This is a genomic window from Pigmentiphaga litoralis (assembly GCF_048632615.1).
GTDB lineage: Bacteria > Pseudomonadota > Gammaproteobacteria > Burkholderiales > Burkholderiaceae_B > Pigmentiphaga > Pigmentiphaga litoralis_B.
Window position 1 is genome coordinate 3,917,423 of record NZ_CP184479.1, and the last position, 24,729, is coordinate 3,942,151.

The window sequence follows — 24,729 nt, forward strand, 5'->3', positions numbered from 1 at the left end:
CGCCACACGGTTTTTTCTACGGCGCGAAGCAGCGCCGCGGTCGGGTCCATGAACGGATTTTGAGCAAGCATAAATCGTTCCAATTCGAGGACACGCGGAAGCCATCCTGGCCTTCCCCCGCGTCCGATCAGGAGATGTCATGCACGGCAACGCATTGCTTCAACGTACGGATGAGCCGCTGGACGGCGGCCGCCGAAACCTTCCTGCTGGCTTGCGGGTTTCCCGGCAAGCCGCGCGTTTGCTTTCCATATCGGCGTCAATACTCAGTACACTGAGCTTCTCGGGTCTCGCCGCGGCCCAGGCCTTTCCGGATCACCCGGTCAAGCTGATCGTGACCTTCACACCGGGCGGGGCGGCGGATGTGACTGCGCGGATCTTTGGCGAGAAGCTGGCCGAGCTATGGAAGCAGCCGGTGGTCGTGGAGAACCGCGCGGGGGCGGGCGGGTCCATCGGCGCCGAAGCCGTGGTGCGTGCGCCGGCGGACGGCTACACCCTGCTGCTGGCCACCAACACCCACATCATCAACCAGGTCGTGTATCCGAACCTGACCTTCGACTTCACGAAGGACTTCGTGCCGCTGGGCCTGGTGACGTCGTCTCCCATGATGCTGGTGACCAATCCGTCGGCCATGCCCGCGACGACGACGCGCGAGTTCGTCGACCTGCTCCAGGCCAATCCCGGCAAGTACGCCATCGCCAGCTGCAACGTGGCCAGCCCCCACCACTTCGGGCTGGAAATGATGAAGCACGCCACGGGCGTCAAGGCGCTGCACGTGCCATACCGGGGCTGCACGCCGGCGGTCGCGGACGTACTGGCCGGGCACGTGCCCGCCGCCGCCGTGTCCGCGCCAGCCGCCATCGCCTTTACCAAGACAGGCCGGCTGCGTGCCCTGGCGCTGTTCTCGAAAGACCCCAGCGCATCGGCCGCAGGCGTACCCACCTTCCGCGAAGCAGGGGTGCCGGCGCTCAAGGATTTTTCGCTGGACAACTACTATGGCTTCATGGCGCCGCCTCGGACGCCCCCGGCCATTGCGGCCAAGCTGGAAGCCGACATCCGGCAGGTGGCGGTCATGCCTGACGTGACGAAACGGCTGAACGAGGCCGGCCTGGACATGCTGGTGATGCCCTCGGGTCCCATGATGCAGCTTATCCGCAGCGACTTCGACAAGTACCGGGTTGCCGCCAAAGAAGCCAACATCCAGGCGGAATGAGCCGCTGCCAACAAACGTCGTGACCCGACAGGAGACACATTGATGAACCGCTTGCAGCTCAGCCTTGGCTGTTGTGACTATGACCGCACCCGCGCTTTGTTCGATGGGCGCGTTACCGTGGAAGGGTGCGACCTGCTGCCGCTCGCCCTGCACCCCGAAGAGATCTTCCATCGCGCCTTCAATGGCCAGGCCTTCGACATTTCCGAACTGTCGTTGAGCAGTCATACCGTCATGACGGCGCGCGGACAGGCGGACTATGTGGCCGTGCCCGCCTTTGTCTCGCGCGTGTTCCGTCACTCGGGCATCTATATCCGGACCGATCGCGGCATCACCCGCCCGGAAGACCTGGCGGGCAAGATGATTGGCGTGCCTGAATACCAGATCACCGCCAACGTGTGGATCCGGGGCATGCTGCAGGACGAGTACGGCGTGCGTGCCAACCAGGTGCGCTGGCGGCGGGGCGGCGTGGAGCAGGCGGGCCGCCAGGAACGCGCACCGCTGCAATTGCCGGATGACATCGACCTGGCGCAGATCGCGCCGAACGCGACGCTGTCCGAGCAACTGGCCAATGGCGAACTGGATGCCGTGTTCAGCGCCAAGGCGCCGTCGTCGTTCACGCGGGGCGCGCCGAACGTAGGCCTGCTGTTCCCGGATTTCAAGCAGGTCGAACAGGACTATTACCGCCGCACCCGGCTCTTTCCGATCATGCACGTGATCGGCATCCGCCGGGCCCTGGTCGAGCAGCACCCGTGGCTGCCCGTCAGCGTGTTCAAGGCCTTCAATCAAGCCAAGGCGCTGGCCATGACCGAACTGGCGCAGATCGGCCATCTGTACACGTCGCTGCCTTGGGGCGTGTCCGAATACCACGCGTCACGCGCCTTGATGGGCGACGACTTCTGGAGCTATGGCGTCGAGGCCAACCGGCACACCCTTGAGACCTTTACGCGCTACCACCACGAGCAGGGGCTGTCGCCCCGGCAGGTGGGGATCGCGGAACTGTTCGACGCGTCCACGCTGGATCTGTCAAAGAACTGAAGGTGCGGGATGGACCCTGCGGTCAGTCCCAGTCGGGCGCGATCGACGCCGGGCTGGTCAACCGTTCGCCCTGTCCAGCGCGGCGATGCGCGCCATGTCCTCTTCCGTCAGCCGCAGGTCGATGGACCTCAGATTGCTTTCCAGGTTCTCGCGCCGCGTCGACGAGGGAATCACCGCGTGGCCTTGATGCATCGCCCAGGCCAGCGCCACTTGCGCGGGCGTAGCGCCATGATGGGCGGCAATCGCCTCCAGCAACGGATCCTTCAGCACCTTGCCATAGGCCAGGGTCATGTAGGACGTGATGTGGATGCCATGCTGTTTAGCAAAGGCTACGACTTTGTGGTTCTGCAGGTAGGGATGCAATTCCACCTGGTTCGTGGCGATCTGCGCGGCCCCCACGGCGTGGATGGCTTCCTGCATCTGGGCGGTCGTGAAGTTGGACACGCCGAACGCACGGGTCAGCCCGTCCGACTGCGCACGCGCAAGGGCCATCAGCGATTCAGCGGCCGGCACGGTGCGGGATGGCCAATGGATCAGCGTCAGGTCCACGTGGTCGGTGCGCAGGCGGTCGAGGCTGTCTTTCAGGCTGTCGGCCAGCATGTCGCGCGACAGGTTGTCGACCCAGATCTTGGTGGTGATGAACAGTTCGTCGCGCGGTATGCCGCTGTCGGAGATGGCCTTGCCGACCTCGGCTTCGTTGCCGTAGATCTGCGCCGTGTCGATGCAGCGGTAGCCCAGTTCGAGGGCAGTGCTTACCGAGTCGATGACGACCCGGTCCTTGAGGCGGAAGGTGCCCAGCCCGAATGCGGGGATATTCATGAGTGACTCCTGGTGAGGGATGACCGCGGCTCAGGCCAGCGGCATCTCGTGTTCGATCCAGTCGGTCACCGACGCATGACGCGGCGACCAGCCGAGGTCCCGACGGGCATGCACGCCGCGTACCCGGCTGTTGGAACCGAAGGAGTAACGGGCGTGACCCTGGCCCCATTCCCGGGCGGCTTCGTCTACCGTCCACGACTGGACCGGGCCCAGACCCAGGCGGCGCGCAATGGCAGCGCCGATATCGGCGAACGAGGCTTCCCCGTTTTCGACGAAGTAGAACGCGCCCGCGGGGGCGGTCTCCAATGCCAGGCGGTACAGTTCGGCCACGTCCTCGATGTGTACATTCGACCAGCGGTTCACGCCCTTGCCGACGACACGTACCACGCCACTCTTGCGCGCCTGCTCGACCAGGGGAGGGATCTGCACGCTGTCGGCATGCAAGCCGGCTCCGCGGCCGTAGATCATGGTGTTGCAGATGACGATGCCGCGCACGCCCTGGCTGGCGGCGTTCAGCACCAGCTTGTCGATGGCATAGCGCGCCTGCTTGCCGTCTTCGACAATGAAAGGCGTGTCCTCGTCGAAGATGCGGTCGGACAGGCGGTCGCCCCCCACGTCGTCGCCGATCAGGCTGGATCCGCTGGTGTGCAGCAACGGTTTGTTGCTGCCGCGCAAGCCGGCGATGAGCGCCTCGACGGCGCCGCGATGGTCGCTGTCGGCGGCATTGATGACCGCGTCGGCGCGGCGGGCCGCGTCAGCGAGCACGGCATGGTCATCCAGGGTGCCAATGACGGGCTCGATGCCCAAGGCTTGCAATTGGCGCGCCTTGTCCTCGGTGCGCGCCAGGCCGCTGATGCGATGGCCGTGTTGTTGCAGATGCCGGGCAATCGACCCGCCGATGAATCCGGTCGCGCCGGTGATGAAAACGTGCATGACACACTCCGATAGGTAGGAACAGACTGCAGTGTCCTCCTGCCGGAGTTTGCGAAAAACCCGTCATCGGTCCAATGATATTTGATCGACAGTCAAGAATGACCTTGATCAGTTGCCACGTACGCGACCGGCGCCGGGTGTATGGTTGACGACGTCACCGAATTCCTTGGAGTCCAGGATCGCAAGCCGGGCCGCGTCGATCGCTGCGGCGTGTTCACGGATGCGGCGGCGGCGGTCGAGCAGGATCAGGTGTTTGGTCTGCGCCATCGCCGCCGCCGAGTTCGCCACCAGCATGTCGGCCAATTGCAGCGCGGCCTGCCAGCTGTCGGGCACGACCTGATCGACAAGGCCGATGGCCAATGCCTGTTGCGGCGTCAGCATGCGGGCGGTCAGCATCAGATTCAGCGCCTTGGCTTCCCCACGATGCCCGGCAGGGTCAGGGCGCTGACGCCGGACAGCATGCCATGCTGTGTTTCCGGAAAGCCGATCTTGCCCGTGGCGGCGGCGATCCGGAAGTCGCAGTGGATGGCGAGCGTCAGGCCCATGCCGACCGTGAAGCCGTGCATCGCGGCAATCACGGGTTTGTTGAGTTCGACACCGACACCGGGAATGGCGCGCATCAGCGTGTCGGTATCCACCATGGTGCCCGTGGCCTGCATTTCCTTGATGTCGGAACCGGCGCAGAAGGCGCGGTCACCGGCGCCACGCACGATCAGCACCTTGACGGCGGGATCATCGTTGGCCGCCTGCCAGATGTCGCCCAGGGCCCGTTTGCTGGCCGTGTCCAGGGCGTTCATGCGTTCGGGCCGCTGCAGCAGGACTTCATGGATGCCGTTGGCAACCGGACGAAATTCGATGGTCATGGACGCTCCTTGTCTTAATGAGCGGACATTCGGCGTTGACACCATCCGGCTCGGGTCGCAAACTATATCGCAATGTGTGCAATGTAAACAGTACGTGCGTATGGCGCACATAAGCTATTGGCTGTCGCGCCGCTCAACCCGGCGCCCGCCGCTTCTTCCATCCTGGAGCCAACCCATGAAAGCCGTCATCCTTTCCGCCTTCGGCGAGCCCGCTACCCTGCAGGTCCAGGAAGTCGACACCCCCGCCCGGGGCCAGGCGACGTGCTCGTGCGGGTCCGCGCGGCGGGTATCTGCCATCACGATATCCTGCACCGCGCCGGCAAGCTGCCTGGCGCCAAGACCGGGGTGGTGCTGGGCCATGAAACCGCGGGCGAGGTGATCGAGATCGGCGCCGGTGTCATTACCCACAAGGTGGGCGACGCCGTCGTGATCTATCAGCGTCAATTCTGCGGCATGTGCCGCAACTGCCTGCGCGGCCGGCAGGACATGTGCCGCGCCCTGGGCCTGCCGGCGGTAGATACCGTGGGTGGCTATGCCGAATACGTCAGCGTGCCGGCGAGCATGGCGATCAGCGTGGCTGCCGGCCTGCCGTGGCAAGCCGCAGCGCTCGCGTGCTGCCCGATCGGGACCAGCCTGCGCGCGCTGCGCACGCTCGCCAATGTCAGCCCCGGGGACTCGGTCCTGATCACGGGGGCGAGCGGAGGGCTGGGCATCCACCAGATCCAGATCGTGAAGGCGCTGGGCGCACGGTCGATCGCGGTCACCTCCAGTCCGGCCAAGGCCGAACACCTGAAGGCATTGGGCGCCGATGAAGTGATCGTGGCCCCCGATCTGAAGTTCGGCGCGGAGGTCTGGCGCCTGACGGGCAAACAGGGCGTGGACGTGGCGATCGACAATCTGGGCATGACCTTGCCGGAGGTGCTGCGCACCATGGCGCAAGGCGGCATCGTGGTGGTGTTGGGCAATCTGGATGGCAAGCCGGTGGACGTGTCGCCGGGCTTGCTGATCGGCCGCCGCATCCGTATTGCCGGCTCGGGCAGCGCGACGCTCGAAGACATCCGCCAGGCACTGGCCATGCTGGCCAACGGACAGATCAAGCCGATCATCTCGGCAACGGTGTCCTTCGATGAGGCGTCGCACGGTCATGCCCTTGTCGATGCCAAGGCGGTGGAAGGCCGGGTCGTGATGGAAGGCTGGTCATGAACGTCGGCAGCATCCTGCGCCGGTGCGCGCAGCAATGGCCCGGCCAGATTGCGGTGATCGATGCGGACAGCGGGCGCGAACTGCCGATCGGCGCGTTCACAAGCCTGGCGTTTGGCCTGGGCGCATCGCTGTGCGAGCAGGGATATGCGTTCCAGGATCGGGTGGCGATCCTGGGGGACAACACGCCGGACTATCTGCTGTGGGATTACGGACTGATGTCCGCCGGCCTGGTACGAGTGCCCCTGGATCCAAGCCTGAGCCTGGACGAACAGGCGGCGCAGTTGCGGGATGCGGGTGCGGGTCTGCTGGCCTATGGGCAGGACCACGCCGAACGCGCAACGGGACTGCAGGCCGCCGTGCCCGAGCTGCGCATCGTTCCGTTGGAGGTGGACGTGGCTACCGCGCCGCGCCGTGTCGAGCCGTGGGCGCAACCCGCGCCCGATGCCATGGCGTCGCTCAATTACACGGGCGGCACGACGGGCGTGCCCAAGGCCGTCATCATCACGCATGGCAGCCTGACGTCCGCACTGCACAACATCGTGACAGGCCGCGGCCAGGGGCCTGGCGACGTCATGCTGAACATGCGGCCGATCTGGCCCATCGCGGCCATCGTGGTGTTCGCGCAAATTGCGGCCGGGGGCACGGTGGTGCTGGCGGGGCGCTTCCAGCCGCAGCGTTTCCTGGACCTGTTGCAGCAGTATCAGGCAGCGTCGACATCCCTGGTGCCGACCCATCTGGTGCGCCTGCTGAAAGACACCCGGCCGCAGGATGCCGACCTGTCGGCGCTGCGCACGATCGACGTAGGTGCAGCCGCGATTCCACCCGACGTCTTCCTGGCCGCCATCGAAGCATTCGGTCCGCGCATCGGCATCATCTACGGCCTGACCGAAGCGTCGTGGAGCTGTTATCAGTCGCCCGATGCGCTGCGCGATCCCGCCACGCGGGAAGCGCGCATCCGCACCGCGGGCCGGCCCCTGTTCGGCTGCGAAGTGCGCATCGATGGCAAGGACGGGTCCGCCGCGCCTGACGTGGAAGGTGAAGTCTGGATCCGGGGCGCGCACCTGGCGGCCGGCTACTGGGGCAAACCGGAACTGACGGCCCAGACCTTCCAGGATGGCTGGTTCCGCAGCGGCGACCTGGGCATGCTGGATGAAACGGGTGTGCTGCGCATCACGGGCCGCCTGAAGGAAGTGATACGCACCGGGGGCAAGTCGGTGCTGCCCGACGAGGTCGAGCGTGCGGTGTGCAGCTATCCGGGCGTGGCCGATGCGGCCGCGGCGGGGTTGCCGGATCCGGAGTGGGGCGAGCGCATCGGCGTGCTGGTCGTGCTCGAGGCGGGGGCTGACGTGGACGCCGAACGTTTGCTGGCCCACTGCGGCGCGGTGCTGTCTGGCTTCAAAAAGCCGCGCGTCGTTAGGTTCGCAGACAGCATTCCCAAATCGCACTACGGCAAGATCCAGCGCGCCAAGGTGCGGCAGATGCTGCTTGATCAGGATTGAGCGTGCTAAGTTTGATCAGGACTGGATGATCAGGGATGGACGGCAGGGCGCGCCCCGTAATAGGGGGTTTGCCCTGCCTGCATGGCTGGCCGCTACGACTTATTCCGAAATATGCGCCGCGTTCACGATCTGCTGGGACTTGACCGATTCCTGGTCGATGAATGCCCGGAAGCGCGCGCCAGAAATGCCCGACGGATCGAGCCCCTGGCTGGCGAACCAGGTCTTGACTTCGGGATTGGCCACGACCTTCTTGACCGCGCCTTCCAGGGTATCGATCACGTCTTGCGGCAGATTGGCAGGTCCCCAGAAGCCGTACCACGTCGAAAAGTTCACGTCCGGAAAACCGGCTTCGGCAAAGGTCGGCACGTCGGGGGCCAGCGGACTGCGTTTATCGCCGGTGATGGCCAGCGCCTTGAGCTTGCCACCCTTGACCGGCGGCAACGAGGTCAGCAGCGGATCGATCATGCCGCTGACCTGGCCGCCCATCAAGTCCACCAACGCGGGGGCCGTGCCCTTGTACAGAATGGTCGGCACCGGCAGGCCGGCGCGGAACTTGAATGACTCCACCGCCAGATGGCCTGCCGCGCCGAAGCCGCCGACGGCGAAATTGAAGCGCTCGGGATTGGCCTTGGCCTTGGCGACGAAGTCCTGCGCCGACACGGCATTGACGCTGGGCGCGGCAACGAACAGCAGGGGGCCTGATGCGACCAGGTTCAGCGCCGTCAGGTCCTTGATCGTGTCGAAGCGCGGCTTCTCTTTCATGATGAACGGATTGACCACCACGGTCGATGCCGTCAACAACAGGGTGTAGCCGTCGGACGGCGAACGCGCGACGGCTTCGGCGCCGATGGTGCCGGAGGCGCCCGCCCGGTTCTCGACAATCACGCGTTGGTTCAGGGTGTCGGTCAGGCGCGCCGCCACGGTGCGGGCGACGGCGTCCACCGCGCCGCCGGCCGCGAACGGCACGATGAGCCGGATGGGCTTGTCGGGGTAGGCGGCAAAGGCCGCGCCGGGTGCGGCGAACCCGAAGACGACAGCGGCGGAAATCGGCGTGAAGACGGAACGCAACGGCATGGGGCACCTTCGGAAAAAGCTGACGTGATTCGATAGCGAGGCAGTCTACGCCGCCCGACACCCGGGTGTCCCCACCGCCTCAGACGGATTTCTTATGTGTATATTGCGCACTTGCAGTGTGTAGTGTGCACACAAAGACTATCCATGCCCTGGCATTGCGTCAATTGGAAAAAGCACGGTGCGCGGCGCTGGGTTAAAACGTCGCCATGACTGCTTCCACTTCTGACGCGGCGCCTGCCGCGATGCCTTCGAACACCGCCACCGGGCGCGTCCAGGTCATCGACCGTGCGTTCATCGTGCTCAATGCGTTGCTGCCGCTGCCCGATGGCGCCTCGGCGCTGACCCTTGCCAACCTGACGCAGATCGACCGCACGACGGTGCATCGTCTGCTGCGCACACTGCTGCATTGGGGCATGGTGCAGGCGCGCGACGGCATGTACACGCTGGGGCCGCAGTGCCTGGTGCTGGGCACCGCGCAACAGGACCGGCTGGGCGTACGGCGGGCCGCGCTGCCCCACGCGATCGAGTTGCAGGAGAAGGGCGTGGGCAAGCGCCGCGCAGTGGTGTCGATCTCGGTGCCGGCGCTGGATCACGTGGTCATCATCGAACGCATCTGGACGCCGTCCACCCCGCTCAACATCATTACCGACATCGGCACGCGCTTTCCGATGGACGCGAGCGTCAGCGGTCGTGCGGTGCTGGCTGCGATGACGCCGGAGGCCGGGCGGGCACGGGTGGGCGCGCAGCGGTACGAGGCCGTCGCGGACCGTCTTGATGCGATCCGTGCCGACGGGGGCATCTCGTTCGCACTGAGCGAGATGCGGCCAGGGGTCGGCACGATGGCCTGCCCGATCCTGGGCCGCAACAACGAACCGGTGGCCGCGATCATCGTGGCGGGCCTGTCCATCGATGACGAACTGCGTGCCGATGCGCCGCTGGCGCAACATGCCCGGCGGACTGCGGCCAGCATTTCGTCGGCGTTGCGATCGGGGTGACCGTTGCGCCTAATCCTGAGCAGGTTTGACGGCGGAATCCCAGATGCCCATCGCGTGGTCGACGGCTTTCTTCATGGCGGTGTATGGGACGCCGTCGCGGGCAAGTACCGAGATACCCATGAAGAAGCTGTCGAACGCGATGGCCAGCGACTTCGTGTCGGTGGACTCGCGCAGTTCACCGCTCTTGATGCCGCGCTGCACGCAAGCGTGGAAGCCGTTGCGTGCACGCCCCCGCATACCTTGAAGCAACTGCGGGATGGCCTCGCTGCCGGATGACACTGTGCCCATGGCGCCCGACGCGACCATGCAGCCTTTTGGATGCCCCGCCTCGCAATACATCTTTGCGGCGCGGCGCAAGGTCAGCAACACCGCCTCTCGCGGTGCGATCGCATCGTCGTGGAGACTCTTGGTGAGGTCACCGTAAAGCGACATGTATCGCTCCAGCGCCTCTTTGTACAAGGCTTCCTTGGACTCAAAGGCAGCATAGAAACTGGGCGCAGAAATTCCGCCGCCCATTGCCGCTTTCAGCTGCGACAGGGACGTGGATTCGAAGCCTTGCTCCCAGAACAGATGCATCGCGGAAGTCAACGCCGCGTCACGGTCGAACGTACGGGGGCGGCCTCGTTGAGCCATCACACGCTCCGCCTATCAAAAAATTACATACTAAACGATACATAATCCATGGGCAACGAGCGTAGTTGACACAGCGCAATTCAACCCCGTATATTTGTACCGATCGGTATTTAAGTAAAACATGCGCGGCACGGTTCCAGACAGAAACGGCCGCTTTTTTTGGCACTATTTATGTACCGATTGGTATGTTTATCAATGCTATTCAACTCACCGGAATCACCATGTCAAACGACCTTGAAGCACGCCTGGACGCCATCGAAAGCCGCATTGCGATCGAAACCTTGATTGCCAATTACGCCGAAGCCTTCGATACCATGAACGAAGCGCTGCTGGCGACCCTGTGGCATCCGGACTCGCGGCTGTATCTCGGCGCGAATGGAAACTCCGAAGGGCTTGAAGCCATCCTGGCGCAGGCGCGTGTGAACATGAAGCGCATGCCACATATGCATCACTGGATGGCGAATGCGCTCATCACCGTGGAAGGAGACACGGGCCACGGAAGGGTGGCGGCGGATTGCCTTTTCTACGACGTCGATCAGGGCCCCTTGCAAGTGAGCGGCCAGTATCACGACATCTATCAGCGAAGAGACGGTCGTTGGGCGTTTCAACAACGCATCTTTGACATGCATTACGCAACGCCGCTCCAGAACTGGACGCCGGTTGCGGGAACGGAACGCTTTGGTCTTCCGGCCTGAGCGCGGCGCCCCGGCTGAACATCATGCAAACGAACACATCAGACAACGCGCCGCTGGCTGGCATTCGCGGTGTTGCTGGTCGGGGCATTTCTGCCCCCGCTGGACTTCTTCATCGTCAATGTCGCCCTGCCATCCATGCAAGCGGGCCTCGGGACGAGCGCCGCCGAACTGCAGATGGTGATTTCCGGATATGCCGGGGCCTATGCAGTCTTCCTCATCACTGGCGGGCGGCTCGGCGACATCTTCGGCAGACGAAAGATCTTCCTTTTGGGTATCGCTGGCTTTGGACTGACGTCGCTCATATGCGGGCTCGCAACCTCGCCCGACATGCTGATCGCGGGGCGCGTGCTGCAAGGGCTGAGCGCCGCCGCCATGGCGCCGCAAGGACTTGCCTCCATTCATGCCCTCTTTCCGGAACATGAGCGTTCTCGCGCCTTGGGTTTCTACGCGGCGGCGGTCGGGCTGGCGGCGGTGGTCGCGCAAGCGCTGGGTGGCGCATTGATTTCCGCAGACCTTTTCCACCTTGGGTGGCGCATCATCTTTCTCATCAACCTGCCCGTTGTTGCCGCGGTCCTGATCGGTGGGTTGCCTCTGCTGCCCGACGCCCGCGGCGACCGCCCTGCACCCGTCGACCTGGTCGGTGTGCTGCTTTGCGCTTTGACCCTGGGCCTGCTCATCGTGCCGCTGGTCGAAGGACGTGAAATGGGGTGGCCTGGGTGGGCGTGGGCGATGCTGGCCGCCTGCCCGGCCGCCGGCTTCGGCTTCTTGCGACACGAGATGGCCTATGCCCGGCGCGGCGGGGTGCCGCTGGTCAGCGTCGATCTGGTCCGCACGCCCGGCTTGATGAGCGGCCTGGGCGGCGTGCTGTTTTTCTATGTCATCTCGGCATTTTTTCTGGTCTTCTCCGTCTACCTGCAATCGGCGCTGGGCCTGGGCTCATTGGAGACGGGCCTGGTATTCCTGCCGTTCGGCATCGGCTTTTTCATCGGGCCTTTGACGACCCCGTTGGCGATCCGCGTCTTCGGTCGTTGGGTTGCCTGCATGGGTATGGTGCTGGAAGTGGTCGCTTGTGTGCTGCTGGCTGCTCTGGTCGCGGACGCCCCCGGACAGATGCCCTCGCACCTGCCACTGATCGTTGCGATAGGCCTGTTAGGCTTTGGCCAGGGTTGGGCGCTACCGACACTGGTGCGTTCTGTCATCGATCGCGCCCCGGCTAGTGGCTCGGGGATGATTGCCGGCATCACGAATTCCGCCTTGCAGATCAGTGCGGCGCTAGGGGTGGCGATCTTCGGTGGCGTGTTCTTTACGGTGGCAGGCCCGTCGCCCGATCCCCGGTCAATGGCGACAGCGTTGGTGGCCGCCATGCTGGGCCTGGCGGCCAGCCTGACGGTTGCGGCCATCCTGTCCATCGTCGCCGCAAGGGCGGCGATCCGGATGGCCGCTTATCCCGCTGCCGGCGCACCCCCGGCCTGAAGCCCGGGGCCCTGCCGACTCCGACGCACGCTCAGAGGCGCCGGAAGTCTTTCACCACCAGTGCAATGCCGGACACCAGGAAGTAGAACGCGCCGAATGCGGCGTAGGGCGCGATGTCGGCAATGCCGGGGAGGCCGGGCCCCGCAGCGCGCTGGATGAAGAGGACGCCCGCCAGCGTCGATTGCGCTCCGCTGAGGATCATGGGCCACTGCGCGCCTTGGGTCTTCCACCGCCGCACGCCTGTGGCCAGCTGCAGCATGCCGGCCAGGGCCGCCCACACGCCGAACACGCCAAGCACGGCATGCATGCTGACGGTCAGCGCAACCGCAATGGACAAGGCCACCAAGCCGCTCGCGAACACATTGAACATCTGCGTCGGGTTGCGCCGAGTGCCACCGCTCAGTCGGGCATCAAGATAGTTGGCCATGGCGTCCCATGCGGGATACGCCACGAGCAGAATCATCCCGACAACGGGCGTGTTGCGGCCGACCGTCAGCGCCGCCAGGACCCATACAAAAGAGAAAAAGGCACGCAAAAAATAATAGGTTTTCAGCCAGGTGTCGGCCGGCGCGGAGACAACAGGGGAGTTAAAGGAGGTGGTCACGAGATGCTCGACTCATTAGGGTTAAAAAGATGTTCCGACCAACTAGTTGGTCGGTTGGTTGGGTAAATAAAAGCGGCCTGGAGAGCCGCCGAGATGCCTGAACAGCCCCACATCGCTGAACAGTCCGATGTGGCTGAAGCGTCGTACCTTGTCAAGCGGGCCGGGAAAGCTGCTTCACGGCTGGACTGACTATCGCCTTGAAGATGCCTGGGTCACGGTACGCACGAGCCGACAGCATGGCTCCATGAATGGTCGCCATCAGCGTCATGGCTTCGACGTCGGGCGTTTGGCGCAACTTGAAAGCACCTGTCGTTGCGCCTGCTTGCAAGACCTTCGCCAACCATGCCGTGAGGTCGATAAAGTGCCCGCGTACCTCATCCGCCACCTGGCTGGGAATGGCCGGCAACTCCGCAGCCAGCATTGCGCACACGCACATCGATGCCGTGTCGTCGCTGATGCAGGCTTCCCAGTACCCGGTGTACGCCCCGAGCCGCCGAACCGGATCCTTGATGGTGTGGTCCATCGCCTCAATCCCTGCGCGTGCCTGTTCCCGGTAGCGCTTGAGAACTGTCTGAACCAGCTCGGCTTTGGTCGGGAAATGGTGGTGGATGGTGGCTTTGCTGATCTGAACCGACGTCGAGATGTCGGCGTAGCTGAATCCGTTGTAGCCCCCGAGACCAACAAGGTCTGGGCACAGGTGAGAATCTCGGAAGCTCTGGGCGAAAGGTCTGAATCCATGGGCGCAGTCTACCAACTAGTCGGTCAATGTCAAGTGCGCACTTGCTATCACTTAATTCGATAACAGATGTGGGTGCCGCTGCTCTTGCTGGGCGGTCACCCGGCCGGGACAATGGGTTCAAACGGCGGCGCGTCCTGCGCCGTACACATAAACATAAACGCGCGCGGATCGACGTGCGCTACCGAGAAGACCCATTGGAGACCGCATGTCCACTCGTCCCTCCCGCCTTGCCGGCGCGCCTGCCGCTGCGCGCGCCCAAGTTGCCTTGCCGCGGACCCGCCTGTTCGGCGCCACCTTGCTGGCGCTGTCGCTGACGGCGGCGGCCGCTGCCACGTCCACCGCGTATGCGCAGACCTACCCGAATCGCCCCGTGCGCGTCGTGATTCCGTTTGCGCCGGGCGGCAGCAACGACATCGTGGGCCGCTTCATTTCCGATGAGCTTGGCAAGAAGCTGGGCCAGACGTTCGTGGTGGACAACCGGGGCGGCGCAGGGGGCACCATCGGCACCGACCTGGTGGCCAAGGCGCCCGCCGATGGCTATACGCTGCTGCTGATTTCGACGCCGCACACGGCGAACTCGACGCTGTACAAGAAGTTGCCGTATCGGCCCGCGCAGGACTTCGCGCCCATCGGCCGGATCGCGACGGCATCGCAAGTCATCAGCGTCTTTCCAGGGCTGCCGGTCAAGACCCTGCCCGAGTTGATCGCGTACGCCAAGGCCAATCCGGGCAAGCTCAATTATGTGTCTTCGGGCATCGGCAGCTCGCAGCATCTGGTCAGCGAGATGTTCGCCAACCAGGCCGGCATCCAGATGACGCACGTGCCGTACAAGGGGGCGGGTGCTGCGTTGGCGGATGTGTCGGCCGGCCATGCCCAGGTGTCGGTGGGCACCGTGCTGCAGGCGTTGCCGCACATCAAGGGCGATCGCCTGCGCGCGCTGGCCGTCAGCGGGGCCAATCGGCAGGCTGTGCTGCCCGACGTGCCAACCGCCGCCGAGTCGGGAATGAAAGGCTTCGAGCCGGACAACTGGTGGGGCCTGCTCGCGCCCGCCGGCACGCCGCCCGAGGTGGTCAACACGTTGAGCAAGACGATGGGCGAGATCCTTGCCCGCCCGGACACCATCAAGAAGCTGGAAAGCGAAAGCGCCACCGTGGCCTATCAGGCGCCAGCGGACTTCAGCAAATTCATGGACAGCGAAACCAGCAAGTGGGCGGCGCTGATCCGCAAGCTGAACATCCAGGCGGATTGAGGGTTGACGGGGGCATCGGTGGGTAACGGCTCAACGCGGCGTCCGATGCAAAGCCCGATGCAAAGCTCGATGAAGGGTCCAAGCACGGACGCTCAGAGGGGCGTCAGCGGGCGCGTAAGTGGGGCGTTGACAGAGGCGTTTACAGCGATCCGCCCCACCTTTCCGACTTGAGTTTTTCTCATGTTCCATTGAAACAAGCTCAAGTTTGATTGCGCTCAATTTTGTGCAAGAATAGCCAGCCGGCCGCGGGCTCCCGCCGCCGCTCCCCACGGTCCGCGCGGGCTGTCGTCTTGCCGGGCCCCACGTCAAATCAGACAGGATTCCCGATGACGATATTGCTCCCAACTTCCCTCGTGGGTTCCTATGCCCAGCCCGATTGGCTGATCGATCGCGAAAAGCTGGCGGGCCGCTTCCCGCCTCGCGTGCGGGCGCGCGAACTGTGGCGCGTGGCGCCGGAATTCCTGGAACAGGCCCAGGACGACGCAACCATCCATGCGATCCGCGAACAGGAACGGGCCGGCCTCGACATCATTACCGACGGCGAAATGCGCCGCGAAAGCTATTCGAACCGTTTTGCTACCGCGCTGGACGGCGTGGATATCGACAATCCTGGCACGGCCCTGGATCGCAGCGGCCATCCCAATCCGGTGCCGCGCGTGGTCGGCAAGATCAGCCGCCGCCATGCGGTCCAGGTGCGTGACGTGCAATTCCTGCGCGCGCATACCGACCGCAAGATCAAGATCACCGTGCCGGGTCCGTTCACCATGGCGCAGCAGGCCCAGAACGATTTCTACGACACCGACGAAGAGATGGCGTATGACTACGCCGCTGCCGTCAACCTGGAAATCAAGGACATGTTCGCGGCCGGCGCCGACGTGGTGCAGATCGATGAGCCCTACATGCAGGCCCGTCCGGAAAAGGCGCGCGAGTACGGCGTGAAGACGCTGAACCGTGCGCTGGAAGGGGTCGAGGGCCAGACGGCCGTGCACATCTGCTTCGGCTACGCGCATGTGATCCATGAACGGCCCGCCGGCTATTCCTTCCTGCCCGAGCTGTCGGCCTGCTGCGCGAACCAGATCTCGATCGAGACCGCGCAGTCGTCGCTGGATTGTTCGGTGCTGGAAACGCTGGAAAACAAGACGATCATCCTGGGCGTGCTGGACCTGTCGACCAACGAGATCGAGACGCCCGATGTGGTTGCGGCCCGCATCCGTCGAGCCCTGCCTTACGTGTCGCCCGACCGCGTGATCATCGCTCCCGATTGCGGCCTGAAGTACCTGCCGCGTGAGGTGGCTTTCGGCAAGATGAAGGCGATGGTGGACGGCACGCGCATCGTGCGCAAAACGCTTTAGCCCCCCTTGGCGCTTCGCGCCTCCCCCAGGGGCGACACCAGCGGACTGGCAAAGCCAGATCCGCGGTGTCCTGGATCCTCCGCTTGGTACTTGTGTCTTTTTGAAGGGCAGCGCTTGCGGACCGGGGGACCCGGATCCGCTGTGCTCTGGTTGTTCAGCGTTCTTGGCGCGTTGTGTTTCTTATGCGTGCGGCACTAGCGGACTGGCGGAGCCAGATCTGCTTTGCTTTGGTGGGGCCACTTGCGCCCCGACGATAGGGATCTGTCAAGCCGCCTGCACCGTGAAGCCGATCGTGGTCAGGCCGTCTCCACTTTCCGCGAAGACCTGGCCGCCATGCATGGTGGCGACGGCTTTGACGATGGCGAGGCCCAGGCCGTGGCCGTGGCTTTGGCCGACGTCGTTGCGCGCGGCATCGACGCGGAAGAAGCGGTCGAACAGCCGGGGCAGGTGGTGCGCCGCCACGGTTTCGCCGGGATTGCGCACGGCGATGCGGACCCAGCGGTCCACCCGGCTCACCTCGATGCCGATGTGCGCGCCCCGCGCCGAATGCTGGATCGCGTTGTGCAGCAAGTTGGTCATGGCGCGCCGGAACAGGGCCGTGTCGATCGGCGCGCGCAGGTCCGCGTCGCCGTCGATCGCCGCCGTCATCTGCATGTCGTCCAGCAGGAACTCGAAGAAGTCGACCGTCTTCTGCACTTCGCACACGATCGGTTCGACCACCAGTCCGGTCGCTGCCTCGCCCTCATCGGCGCGGGCCAGGAAAAGCATGTCGTTGATGATGGCGCGCAGGCGATCCAGTTCTTCCAGATTGGATTGCAGCACCTCTTCGAACTGGGGGGCGGTGCGCGGGCGCGAGAGCGCGACCTGGGTCTCTCCGATCAGGTTGGTCAGGGGCGTGCGCAGTTCGTGGGCGACGTCGGCATTGAAGGCTTCGAGTTGTTTGTAAGCGCCTTCGAGCCGGCTGAGTGCCCCATTGAATGCCCCCGCCAGATCCGATAATTCAGCGGGTAAGGTTGCGACCTGCAACCGTTGCGACAAGGCGCTGGGCCGCAAGGCCTGCGCTTCTTGCGACAGCCGCTGCAGGGGCCGCAGTCCGACCCGCGCCACCCAATATCCAAGCAGCACCACCAGCAGCACCGCGCTCAAGCTCAATGCAACGACGGCGATCAGGAAGGTGTGCAGGGTGTTGTAGTAGGACTCGGCGTCGATCGCAATGATCATGCGGATCGGCGGGCGTTCATCGAATCCCGGGATGGTGCGGGTGATGGTGTGCAGCGGGTAGCGGCGGTTGGGGATGTGAATGGTCTCCAGCCCGTCCGCCTTGTTGCTGGGCAGTTCCAGTTCGGCAATGCCGGTGCCGTACTGGAAGCGCGGATCATCGCTCAACACCCAGAACCGCACGCTGCCATTGGCCGGTGTCTGGGCATCCAGCCGCGCCTGGAAGCGCGGCCACCGCGAGGGCGATCCCAGCCGTGCAAGCCAATAGCTCAGGTCCTGCATCATCGTGCGCAGCTCTTCCTGCTGGTGCCGCGCGAGTTCGCTTCGCAGCACGCCGTACAGGGCGGTGCCGATCAGGGTCAGGGTGACCAGAGCGGCGACCGCGAACATCACGACCAGCCGCGTGGTGATCGAACGCTTCATTCCACCGACCCGTCGGCCGTGGTGTCGTCGCGCACTTCCAGCACGTAGCCCATGCCTCGGATCGTGTGCAGCAGCTTGGGGCTGTGACCGGCATCGACCTTGGCGCGCAGGCGCTTGATGGCGACTTCGACCACGTTCACGTTGCTGTCGAAGTTCATGTCCCACACCAGTTCGGCAATCGCCGTCTTGGAAATGATTTCGCCCTTGCGCCGCGCCAGCACGGCCAGCAAGGAGAATTCCTTGGCCGTCAGGTCGATGCGGGTTGCGTCCCGATACGCCTTGCGGCTGATCAGGTCCACCCGCAGATTGCCGACGCGCAATTGCACGGGTTCCTGCGCGCGGCCGCGCCGTGTTAGCGCCTGCAGCCGCGCCAGCAATTCCAGGAACGAAAAGGGCTTGACCAGGTAGTCGTCGGCGCCGTCGTGCAGACCCTTGACCCGGTCTTCGATGCGATCGCGCGCGGTCAGCATGATGACCGGTGTCTGCTTGATGGTGCGCAAGGACCGCAGCACCGAAAAGCCGTCCAGCCCTGGCAGCATGACATCCAGCACGATGACGTCGTAGTCCTGCTGCAGCGCGAGGTGTTGCCCGTCGATGCCGTTGTGCGCCAGGTCCACCGCGCAGCCCTGCTCGGTCAGCCCCTTGCGGAGGTAATCGGCAGTCTTGATTTCGTCTTCGACGATCAGAAGTTTCATTGCAAGGCTCTTATGCCGGAGCGGGACCACCGCGGCGCGCCGCCTTGCGCGCACCGCGCGCTTCCTTGCGGCGCATGTACCAGAAGTGCGCGCGGTCCAGGTACAGATAGACAACCGGAGTGGTGAACAGAGTCAGGGCCTGCGACAGCACCAGTCCGCCCACCATCGCGTACCCCAGCGGCTGCCGCAGTTCCGAGCCGGCGCCGTGTCCCAGCATCAGTGGCAGGCCGCTGAGCAGGGCGCACATCGTCGTCATCATGATGGGCCGAAAGCGCAGCACGCAGGCCTGGTAGATCACCTGTTCGGGCGTCATGCCATGCTGGCGTTCCGCATTCAGGGCAAAGTCGATCATCATGATGCCGTTTTTCTTGACGATGCCGATCAGCAGGATAATCCCAATCAGGGCGATCACGCTCAGATCGTAGCCACCGGCCATCAGGATCAGCAAGGCGCCCACGCCCGCCGAAGGCAACGTCGAGAGGATGGTCAGCGGGTGGATGTAGCTTTCATACAGCAGCCCCAGCACGATGTAGACGGCGATCAGCGCGGCCGCGATCAGATAGGGTTGCGACGACAGCGAATCCCCGAACGCCTTGGCCGTACCCTGGAAGGCGCCCGTCAAGGTCTGCGGCGCGCCCATCTCTGCCTGCGCTTTCTGGATGGCCTGCGTGGCCTGGCCAAGCGAGACGCCCGGCGCCAGGTTGAACGAAATGGTCACTGCCGGGAACTGGCTTTGATGGCTGATCGCCAGGTAGCCGGTCCTGGTCGTATCCACCGTCACGAATGACGAGAGGGGTACCTGCTGGCCCGTGACCGGCGAATTCAGATACAGCTTGTTGAACAGGGAGGGGTCCTGCTGCAAGGCCGGCGTGACCTCCAGGATCACGCGGTAGCTGTTGATCTGCGTGAAGAACTGCGCCACCTGCCGCTGGCCGATGGCGTCATAGATCGTGGCGTCGATGACGGCTGGCGAGATGCCGAAGCTGGACGCACGCGCCCGGTCGATGGTGACGGTGGCGGTGGCCGCGGCGTTCTGCTGGTCGGACACGGTATCCGCCAATTCCGGCAACTGGCGCAGTCTTGCCAGCATGCGCGGCGCCCACTCATTCAGTTCTTCCAGATTGGAATCGGTCAGCGTGTACTGGTATTGCGTGCGCGACAGCCGGCCGCCCACGTTGATGTCCTGGCTGGCCTGCAGGAACAGGTTGACGCCTTCAACCCGCGCCAGCTGCGGCCGCAGGCGGCGGATGACCTGGTCGGCGCTGGCCGTGCGGCCTTCGCTCTTGGGGCGCAGGCCGATCTGGAAGTTGCCCGTGTTGTAGGTCGATGCGCTGCTGTTCATGCCAAAGCTCGCCACGTCGGGGTCGTCGCGGATCACCTCGGCCAGCTTGAGCATGCGGCGATTCATGGCGGCTGACGACGAATCTTGCGCTGACTCGGCAAAGCCGAAGATGAAGCCCGTGTCCTGCTGCGGAAAAAAGCCTTTCGGGATGATGATGAACAGCGCGACGGTGGCGGCCACCGTGACCAGAAAGCCCATCAGCGTCAGGAACTGATGGCGCAGCACGACATGCAGACCGCGCTTGTAGCCATTGAGCAGACGGTCGAAACCGCGTTCGAACAGGTAGTACAGCTTGCCGTGCCGGTCGCCGTGCGTGTTGCGCAGATAGCGTGAGCAAAGCATGGGTGTCAGTGTCAACGAAATCACGACGGACACGGCCACGGTGATGGTGACCGTGACGGCGAATTCGCGCAGCAGCCGGCCGACGATGCCGCCCATCAGCAGCAAGGGAATGAACACCGCAACCAGCGACACCGAGATCGACACGATGGTAAAGCCGATCTCGCCCGCGCCTTTGTAGGCGGCTTCCATCGGCGACATGCCGTCTTCGATGTGGCGGTAGATGTTTTCGAGCATGACGATGGCGTCGTCCACCACGAAGCCCACGGCAATCGTCAGCGCCATCAACGACAGATTGTCCAGGCTGTAGCCCACCACATACATGACCGCGGCCGTACCCATGATGGCAAGCGGCACGGTCAGGCACGGGATGATGGTGGCGGCCACGTTGCGCAGGAACATGAAGATGATCATGACGACCAGCGCGATGGTCAGGATCAGGGTCATCTCGACCTCGAACACCGACGCGCGAATGGTTTGCGTCCGGTCGACGATGGTGTTGACCTGGACGGTAGGCGGGATCGAGGCCTGCAGGCGGGGCAGGGCCGCCTTGATCCGGTCCACGGTGTCGATCACGTTGGCGCCGGGCTGCTTGGTAATGGTCAGCACGATGGATCGGCCATTGAGCAATGTGTTGCCTGCGGGCGCGGCCTTGCCGGCATAGGCCCAGCCGGCGATCTTGGCGTTCTCGGCCGCGTCCACGGCGACGCCGATGTCGCGCACGCGGATTGGCGCGCCGTTCCTGTACGACAGCACCATGTCGTTCCACGGTGCGGCGCTCAGCAACTGGTCATTGGTGTAGGTGGTAAACGCCTGGTTCGGCCCGTCGATGGTGCCCTTGGGCTGGTTGACCGAGGTGGTCGCGATCACGCCGCGGATGTCTTCGAGGCTGATGCCCAGGGTCGCGATCTTGGACGGATCGATCTGGATGCGCACCGCCGGCTTCTGCTGCCCGCCGATGTTGACCAGACCCACACCCGAGATCTGCGAGATCTGCTGCGCCAGGATGTTGTCGGCGTAGTCGTTGACCTGGATCATGGGCAGCACGTCGGACTGCACGGCCAGCACCAGCATCGGTGCATCCGCCGGATTGACCTTGCGGAAGGTGGGCGGGCTGGGCAGATTGGCCGGCAGCTGGCCGGTCGACGCGTTGATGGCCGCCTGCACGTCCAGCGCCGCTGCGTCGATGCTGCGATTCAGGTCGAACTGCAAGGTGATCTGCGTGTTGCCGGTCGCGCTGTTGGACGTCATCTGCGCCAGTCCGGCAATCAGCGAGAACTGCCGTTCCAGCGGCTGCGCCACGTTGGACGCCATGGTTTCCGGACTGGCGCCCGGCAGATTGGCCGTGACCTGGATGGTCGGGAAGTCGACCTGGGGCAAGGGCGCGACGGGCAGCAGGGGCCACGTCGCAATGCCGACCAGCAGGATGGCGATGGCCAGCAGCGACGTGCCGATGGGCCGCTTGATGAAGGCAGCGGAGATGCTCATTTGGCGGCTCCGCCTGTGGTGGCGCGGCCCGCGCCGGTCTCGGCGGGCCTGCCGCTGCCGCCCGCGCCACGACTGCCTGCGTTGGCCGGAGGTTCGATCACCGTCGATCCCGGACGCAGCTTGTATTGACCATCGACCACCACCCGCTGTCCGGCCAGCAGACCCTGGTCCACGACGGCCATGCCTTCCTGCATCTGCGCGACATGGACCATCTGGCGCGTGGCTTTGTTGCTGTCGTCCACGGCCCAGACGTAGGTGCCGTCCTGGCCTCGCTGCACGGCGGGCGACGGAATGGTGATCGCCTGCTGGCGCGCCCCCAGGGTCAGCCGCACGTTGACATACTGGCCGGGCCAGAGCACGTGGGACGCATTGGGAAAGCTGCCTTTAAGTTGCACGGTACCGGTGGCGGTGTCGATCTGATTGTTCACCAGGATCAACGATCCGGTGCTCAGTTCCTTGTCGCCGTTGTTGCGCGCGAAGGCATGCACGACCAGGGCCTGCTTGCTGCCCCGCTGGGCGCGCTGGATTTCCTGCACGGCTTCTTCCGGCAGGGTAAACACGACCGAGATGGGGTCGATCCGGTTGATCACGACCAGGCCCGTGGTATCGGTCGCCCGCACAATGTTGCCGACGTCAACCAATCGCGCGCCGATGCGGCCGCTGATGGGCGCGGTGATGCGCGTGAAGCTGAGCTGCACGCCAGCCAGCTGGATCGCGGCGTCGTCCGCCTGCACGGCGGCGGTCAATTGCTCGACCAGCGCGGTCGAATTGTCGACCTGTTGCTGCGTGGCGGCGTCCTGCCCCGCCAGCTGGGTGTAGCGCTGCTGGTCGCGTTTTGCGTTCGCCAGCAGCGCCTGGTCGCGGGCCTTGGCCGCCTTGACCTGGGCCAGTTGCGCCTCGAGAGTACGGGCATCCAGTTCGGCCAGCACCTGGCCTTCCTTGACTTCCTGCCCCTCCACAAAGCCGATCTTGACCAGTTGACCGTCGATCCGCGACTTGACCGCCACCGTGGCGTTCGGCGTGACGAGGCCGTTGCCAGCCAGGTAGACCGGCACGTCCTGCTGACGCGCCTGGACGGTCGTCACGCGCACGGGCGGGGTCTGCCCCTGGCCCTGCGCCGCGCCAGGGCCGGCGGCCTGGCCTTGCGATGTGGGCGCCTGGGCCTGAGCCGTTACCCCTTCGGCGGCAAGCGCCGCGGGAGCGGGCAGCGTCACCCCGGCGAGCACGGCGACCGCACCGCCGACCGACAACAGGGCGCCGGTGGCCCACCAGAGCGCGCGGCGACGGAACAAGGATTGGGACATGGGGTGGCTCACGGGGCTACCTGGCAAGGGAAGGGGAATCGGTGGAGGACACGGCAAGCGGGGCGGTGTCGGCAGTCGACCAGCCGCCGCCGGTCGCGCGGATCAGCGTGACGCTGGCCACCAGTTGCCGCGCCAGCAGTTGCGCGGCGGTACGCTGGTTGGTCAGCAGCAGGGTCTGCGCCGTGACGACCGACAGATACGTGGCGGTGCCGGCGCGGTATTGGGTCAGGGCCAGCTGTTCAGCCAATTGCGCCGCGCGCACGGCCTGATCCTGCACGGCGATCTCGCGATCCAGGACCCGCAGGGTCGACAGGTTGTCTTCCACCTCCTGGAAACCGGCCAGGGTGACCTGACGGTATTGAGCCGCCGCGGCGTCAAAGGCGGCGACCGCCTGCGCGTCGCGCGCCTTGCGCAGGCCACCGTCGAACAAGGTCTGGGCCAGGGCCGCGCCAAGCGACCAGACGCGGGTAGGGGTGGTGAGCAGGTCACCGAACACCGGACCGGCATAGCCGCCGCTGGCGCTCAGGGTCAGCCGGGGGTAATACGCCGCGCGCGCCACGCCGATGTTGGCGTTGGCCGCGGCGGCCAGGCGTTCGGCGCTTGCGATGTCCGGCCGGCGTTCCAGCAGGTCAGATGGCACACCGGTCGGAATCGTCGGCAAGGTGAAGGGCAGCGGCGCATCGGCGGGCACCGGAGGCAGGCTGAATTGCGCGGGCGCGCGGCCCATCAGCATGGCAATCGCGTGCTCATACAGGTTGCGCTGCGCTTCCAGGTCGATCGCCAGGGCTTGCGCCGTGCGCAACTGGGTTTCGGCCAGGGCGACGTCGGACCGCAGCGCGGTTCCCGCCGCATACTGCGCCTGGGCCAGCTGGGCGGAACGTTCGTAGGCGGCCAGGGTGCGCGCATACAGATCGCGCAGGCGGTCGTTCACACGCAGCAGGAAGTAGTTCTGCGCTAGGGTGGCCTGGATGCTGAGGCGCGCCGCGGCCAGGTCATCGCTGCTGCTCTGGGTGGCGGCCTGGCTGGCTTCGATGGCCCGGCGAATGCTGCCCCACAGGTCCACTTCCCAGCTGGCGGTCAGGCCGGCGCTGAAGGTGTCGGTCAGCCGGGAGCCATTGTTGTTGGTGCGGCCCCGGCCCGCGCCGGCGGTGGCGCCAACGACCGGCAACTGCGCCGCGCCGGCCGCGGCCAGGGCCGCCTGGGTCTGGCGGTAGATGGCTTCCGCGCGCTGCACCGTCTGGTTGGCCTGGTTGGCCTGGGCGATCAGCGCATCCAGCGTCGGATCGCCATAGACCTGCCACCACATGCGATTGCTGTCGATGACGCCGGGTTCGGCGAGCTTCCAGGGGCCGTCTTCACGATAGGCGGCGGGGATGTCGAGGGTGGGGCGGACATAGTCGGGCCCTGTCGTACAGCCCGCCAGGGCCGCGGCGGTCGCGAGCACGGCGGCGCAGACGATCTGCGAACGGACGGTTGGCAAACGGAAGGGGGGCATGGCCTGCGGCGGGTTCCGGAGTCGGTAGGCCACTGTAGAAGCCCCGGCT

General features: G+C 65.0%; 21 protein-coding genes and 1 pseudogene. 9 read left to right on the plus strand and 13 right to left on the minus strand.

Annotation, left to right across the window (positions count from 1 at the left end):
• Positions 1-139: 139 nt before the first annotated feature.
• Both ACNANG_RS17970 and ACNANG_RS17975 read left to right on the plus strand, forming a co-directional pair.
• Positions 140-1,210, plus strand: a complete 1,071-nt coding sequence (locus ACNANG_RS17970; RefSeq protein ID WP_420224139.1) for a Bug family tripartite tricarboxylate transporter substrate binding protein — start codon at positions 140-142, stop codon at positions 1,208-1,210.
• 42 nt (positions 1,211-1,252) lie between these two features.
• The gene (locus tag ACNANG_RS17975) at positions 1,253-2,245 is read left to right on the plus strand and encodes an ABC transporter substrate-binding protein (protein WP_420224140.1); all 993 of its coding nucleotides are present in this window, start codon (positions 1,253-1,255) and stop codon (positions 2,243-2,245) included.
• Positions 2,246-2,267: 22 nt separating this feature from the next.
• On the opposite strand, the pseudogene dkgB reads toward ACNANG_RS17975, so the two are convergent.
• The 4 genes and pseudogenes from dkgB to ACNANG_RS17995 all read right to left on the minus strand — a co-directional run bounded on the left by dkgB (position 2,268) and on the right by ACNANG_RS17995 (position 4,860).
• Positions 2,268-3,064: pseudogene (gene dkgB, locus ACNANG_RS17980) on the minus strand (2,5-didehydrogluconate reductase DkgB).
• Between the two features lie 30 nt (positions 3,065-3,094).
• Positions 3,095-3,997, minus strand: coding sequence for an NAD-dependent epimerase/dehydratase family protein (locus ACNANG_RS17985; RefSeq protein WP_420224141.1), 903 nt, complete (start codon positions 3,995-3,997; stop codon positions 3,095-3,097).
• 108 nt (positions 3,998-4,105) lie between these two features.
• Complete coding sequence (locus tag ACNANG_RS17990; RefSeq protein WP_420224142.1) at positions 4,106-4,393, minus strand: enoyl-CoA hydratase/isomerase family protein; 288 nt, start codon at positions 4,391-4,393, stop codon at positions 4,106-4,108.
• A 5-nt stretch (positions 4,394-4,398) separates the two neighbouring features.
• The gene (locus ACNANG_RS17995) at positions 4,399-4,860 is read right to left on the minus strand and encodes an enoyl-CoA hydratase/isomerase family protein (RefSeq protein ID WP_420224143.1); all 462 of its coding nucleotides are present in this window, start codon (positions 4,858-4,860) and stop codon (positions 4,399-4,401) included.
• A gap of 267 nt (positions 4,861-5,127) precedes the next feature.
• On the opposite strand from ACNANG_RS17995, the gene ACNANG_RS18000 reads away from it, so the two are divergent.
• A complete protein-coding gene (locus ACNANG_RS18000; protein WP_420224144.1) occupies positions 5,128-6,063 on the plus strand; it encodes an alcohol dehydrogenase catalytic domain-containing protein in 936 nt (311 codons plus the stop codon).
• On the plus strand, positions 6,060-7,562 hold the full coding sequence (locus ACNANG_RS18005) for a class I adenylate-forming enzyme family protein (protein ID WP_420224145.1): 1,503 nt from the start codon (positions 6,060-6,062) through the stop codon (positions 7,560-7,562). Before ACNANG_RS18000 ends, ACNANG_RS18005 begins: the two co-directional genes overlap by 4 nt.
• Positions 7,563-7,661: 99 nt before the next feature.
• Here ACNANG_RS18005 and ACNANG_RS18010 read toward each other — a convergent pair whose 3' ends face one another.
• A complete protein-coding gene (locus tag ACNANG_RS18010; RefSeq protein ID WP_420224146.1) occupies positions 7,662-8,636 on the minus strand; it encodes a tripartite tricarboxylate transporter substrate binding protein in 975 nt (324 codons plus the stop codon).
• A 206-nt stretch (positions 8,637-8,842) separates the two neighbouring features.
• Here ACNANG_RS18010 and ACNANG_RS18015 point away from each other — a divergent pair, with 206 nt between their 5' ends.
• Positions 8,843-9,631, plus strand: a complete 789-nt coding sequence (locus ACNANG_RS18015) for an IclR family transcriptional regulator (RefSeq protein WP_420224147.1) — start codon at positions 8,843-8,845, stop codon at positions 9,629-9,631.
• A 9-nt stretch (positions 9,632-9,640) separates the two neighbouring features.
• Here ACNANG_RS18015 and ACNANG_RS18020 read toward each other — a convergent pair whose 3' ends face one another.
• Entirely contained in the window at positions 9,641-10,207 is a 567-nt protein-coding gene (locus ACNANG_RS18020; protein WP_420224148.1) for a TetR/AcrR family transcriptional regulator, read from the minus strand.
• Positions 10,208-10,329: 122 nt separating this feature from the next.
• Here ACNANG_RS18020 and ACNANG_RS18025 point away from each other — a divergent pair, with 122 nt between their 5' ends.
• Both ACNANG_RS18025 and ACNANG_RS18030 read left to right on the plus strand, forming a co-directional pair.
• The gene (locus tag ACNANG_RS18025) at positions 10,330-10,959 is read left to right on the plus strand and encodes a nuclear transport factor 2 family protein (RefSeq protein WP_420224149.1); all 630 of its coding nucleotides are present in this window, start codon (positions 10,330-10,332) and stop codon (positions 10,957-10,959) included.
• Positions 10,960-11,028: 69 nt separating this feature from the next.
• The gene (locus ACNANG_RS18030) at positions 11,029-12,432 is read left to right on the plus strand and encodes an MFS transporter (RefSeq protein WP_420224150.1); all 1,404 of its coding nucleotides are present in this window, start codon (positions 11,029-11,031) and stop codon (positions 12,430-12,432) included.
• Between the two features lie 31 nt (positions 12,433-12,463).
• Here ACNANG_RS18030 and ACNANG_RS18035 read toward each other — a convergent pair whose 3' ends face one another.
• Both ACNANG_RS18035 and ACNANG_RS18040 read right to left on the minus strand, forming a co-directional pair.
• Positions 12,464-13,036: a DUF308 domain-containing protein gene (locus tag ACNANG_RS18035; protein WP_420224151.1), complete on the minus strand. Its 573-nt coding sequence runs from the start codon at positions 13,034-13,036 to the stop codon at positions 12,464-12,466.
• A gap of 151 nt (positions 13,037-13,187) precedes the next feature.
• Complete coding sequence (locus tag ACNANG_RS18040) at positions 13,188-13,790, minus strand: TetR/AcrR family transcriptional regulator (protein WP_420224152.1); 603 nt, start codon at positions 13,788-13,790, stop codon at positions 13,188-13,190.
• Positions 13,791-13,980: 190 nt separating this feature from the next.
• Here ACNANG_RS18040 and ACNANG_RS18045 point away from each other — a divergent pair, with 190 nt between their 5' ends.
• Together ACNANG_RS18045 and ACNANG_RS18050 are read left to right on the plus strand one after the other, a co-directional pair.
• Entirely contained in the window at positions 13,981-15,024 is a 1,044-nt protein-coding gene (locus tag ACNANG_RS18045) for a tripartite tricarboxylate transporter substrate binding protein (RefSeq protein WP_420224153.1), read from the plus strand.
• Between the two features lie 326 nt (positions 15,025-15,350).
• On the plus strand, positions 15,351-16,376 hold the full coding sequence (locus tag ACNANG_RS18050; RefSeq protein WP_420224154.1) for a uroporphyrinogen decarboxylase family protein: 1,026 nt from the start codon (positions 15,351-15,353) through the stop codon (positions 16,374-16,376).
• 264 nt (positions 16,377-16,640) lie between these two features.
• On the opposite strand, the gene ACNANG_RS18055 is transcribed toward ACNANG_RS18050, so the two are convergent.
• Genes ACNANG_RS18055 through ACNANG_RS18075 form a run of 5 tightly spaced genes read right to left on the minus strand, consistent with a single transcriptional unit; the run spans position 16,641 to position 24,680 of the window.
• Positions 16,641-18,017 (minus strand): heavy metal sensor histidine kinase, encoded by a 1,377-nt coding sequence (locus ACNANG_RS18055; protein WP_420224155.1) that lies wholly within the window; start codon positions 18,015-18,017, stop codon positions 16,641-16,643.
• Positions 18,014-18,712, minus strand: coding sequence for a heavy metal response regulator transcription factor (locus ACNANG_RS18060; protein ID WP_420224156.1), 699 nt, complete (start codon positions 18,710-18,712; stop codon positions 18,014-18,016). The genes ACNANG_RS18055 and ACNANG_RS18060 overlap by 4 nt, the downstream gene beginning before the upstream one ends.
• Positions 18,713-18,722: 10 nt before the next feature.
• Positions 18,723-21,881: an efflux RND transporter permease subunit gene (locus ACNANG_RS18065; RefSeq protein ID WP_420224157.1), complete on the minus strand. Its 3,159-nt coding sequence runs from the start codon at positions 21,879-21,881 to the stop codon at positions 18,723-18,725.
• Positions 21,878-23,185, minus strand: coding sequence for an efflux RND transporter periplasmic adaptor subunit (locus tag ACNANG_RS18070; protein ID WP_420224158.1), 1,308 nt, complete (start codon positions 23,183-23,185; stop codon positions 21,878-21,880). The genes ACNANG_RS18065 and ACNANG_RS18070 overlap by 4 nt, the downstream gene beginning before the upstream one ends.
• A 16-nt stretch (positions 23,186-23,201) precedes the next feature.
• Positions 23,202-24,680 carry an efflux transporter outer membrane subunit gene (locus ACNANG_RS18075; RefSeq protein ID WP_420224159.1) on the minus strand — a complete coding sequence of 493 codons (1,479 nt, stop codon included), beginning with the start codon at positions 24,678-24,680 and terminating at the stop codon, positions 23,202-23,204.
• Between the last annotated feature and the right edge of the window lie 49 nt (positions 24,681-24,729).

Bases quoted from the DNA above. Each gene is read 5' to 3' on its own strand.
- ACNANG_RS17970 (WP_420224139.1), top strand. From the start codon at position 140: ATGCACGGCAACGCATTGCTTCAACGTACGGATGAGCCGCTGGACGGC.
- ACNANG_RS17975 (WP_420224140.1), top strand. From the start codon at position 1,253: ATGAACCGCTTGCAGCTCAGCCTTGGCTGTTGTGACTATGACCGCACC.
- ACNANG_RS17985 (WP_420224141.1), bottom strand. From the start codon at position 3,997: ATGCACGTTTTCATCACCGGCGCGACCGGATTCATCGGCGGGTCGATT.
- ACNANG_RS17990 (WP_420224142.1), bottom strand. From the start codon at position 4,393: ATGCTGACCGCCCGCATGCTGACGCCGCAACAGGCATTGGCCATCGGC.
- ACNANG_RS17995 (WP_420224143.1), bottom strand. From the start codon at position 4,860: ATGACCATCGAATTTCGTCCGGTTGCCAACGGCATCCATGAAGTCCTG.
- ACNANG_RS18005 (WP_420224145.1), top strand. From the start codon at position 6,060: ATGAACGTCGGCAGCATCCTGCGCCGGTGCGCGCAGCAATGGCCCGGC.
- ACNANG_RS18010 (WP_420224146.1), bottom strand. From the start codon at position 8,636: ATGCCGTTGCGTTCCGTCTTCACGCCGATTTCCGCCGCTGTCGTCTTC.
- ACNANG_RS18015 (WP_420224147.1), top strand. From the start codon at position 8,843: ATGACTGCTTCCACTTCTGACGCGGCGCCTGCCGCGATGCCTTCGAAC.
- ACNANG_RS18020 (WP_420224148.1), bottom strand. From the start codon at position 10,207: ATGCATCTGTTCTGGGAGCAAGGCTTCGAATCCACGTCCCTGTCGCAG.
- ACNANG_RS18045 (WP_420224153.1), top strand. From the start codon at position 13,981: ATGTCCACTCGTCCCTCCCGCCTTGCCGGCGCGCCTGCCGCTGCGCGC.
- ACNANG_RS18050 (WP_420224154.1), top strand. From the start codon at position 15,351: ATGACGATATTGCTCCCAACTTCCCTCGTGGGTTCCTATGCCCAGCCC.
- ACNANG_RS18055 (WP_420224155.1), bottom strand. From the start codon at position 18,017: ATGAAGCGTTCGATCACCACGCGGCTGGTCGTGATGTTCGCGGTCGCC.
- ACNANG_RS18060 (WP_420224156.1), bottom strand. From the start codon at position 18,712: ATGAAACTTCTGATCGTCGAAGACGAAATCAAGACTGCCGATTACCTC.
- ACNANG_RS18065 (WP_420224157.1), bottom strand. From the start codon at position 21,881: ATGAGCATCTCCGCTGCCTTCATCAAGCGGCCCATCGGCACGTCGCTG.
- ACNANG_RS18070 (WP_420224158.1), bottom strand. From the start codon at position 23,185: ATGTCCCAATCCTTGTTCCGTCGCCGCGCGCTCTGGTGGGCCACCGGC.
- ACNANG_RS18075 (WP_420224159.1), bottom strand. From the start codon at position 24,680: ATGCCCCCCTTCCGTTTGCCAACCGTCCGTTCGCAGATCGTCTGCGCC.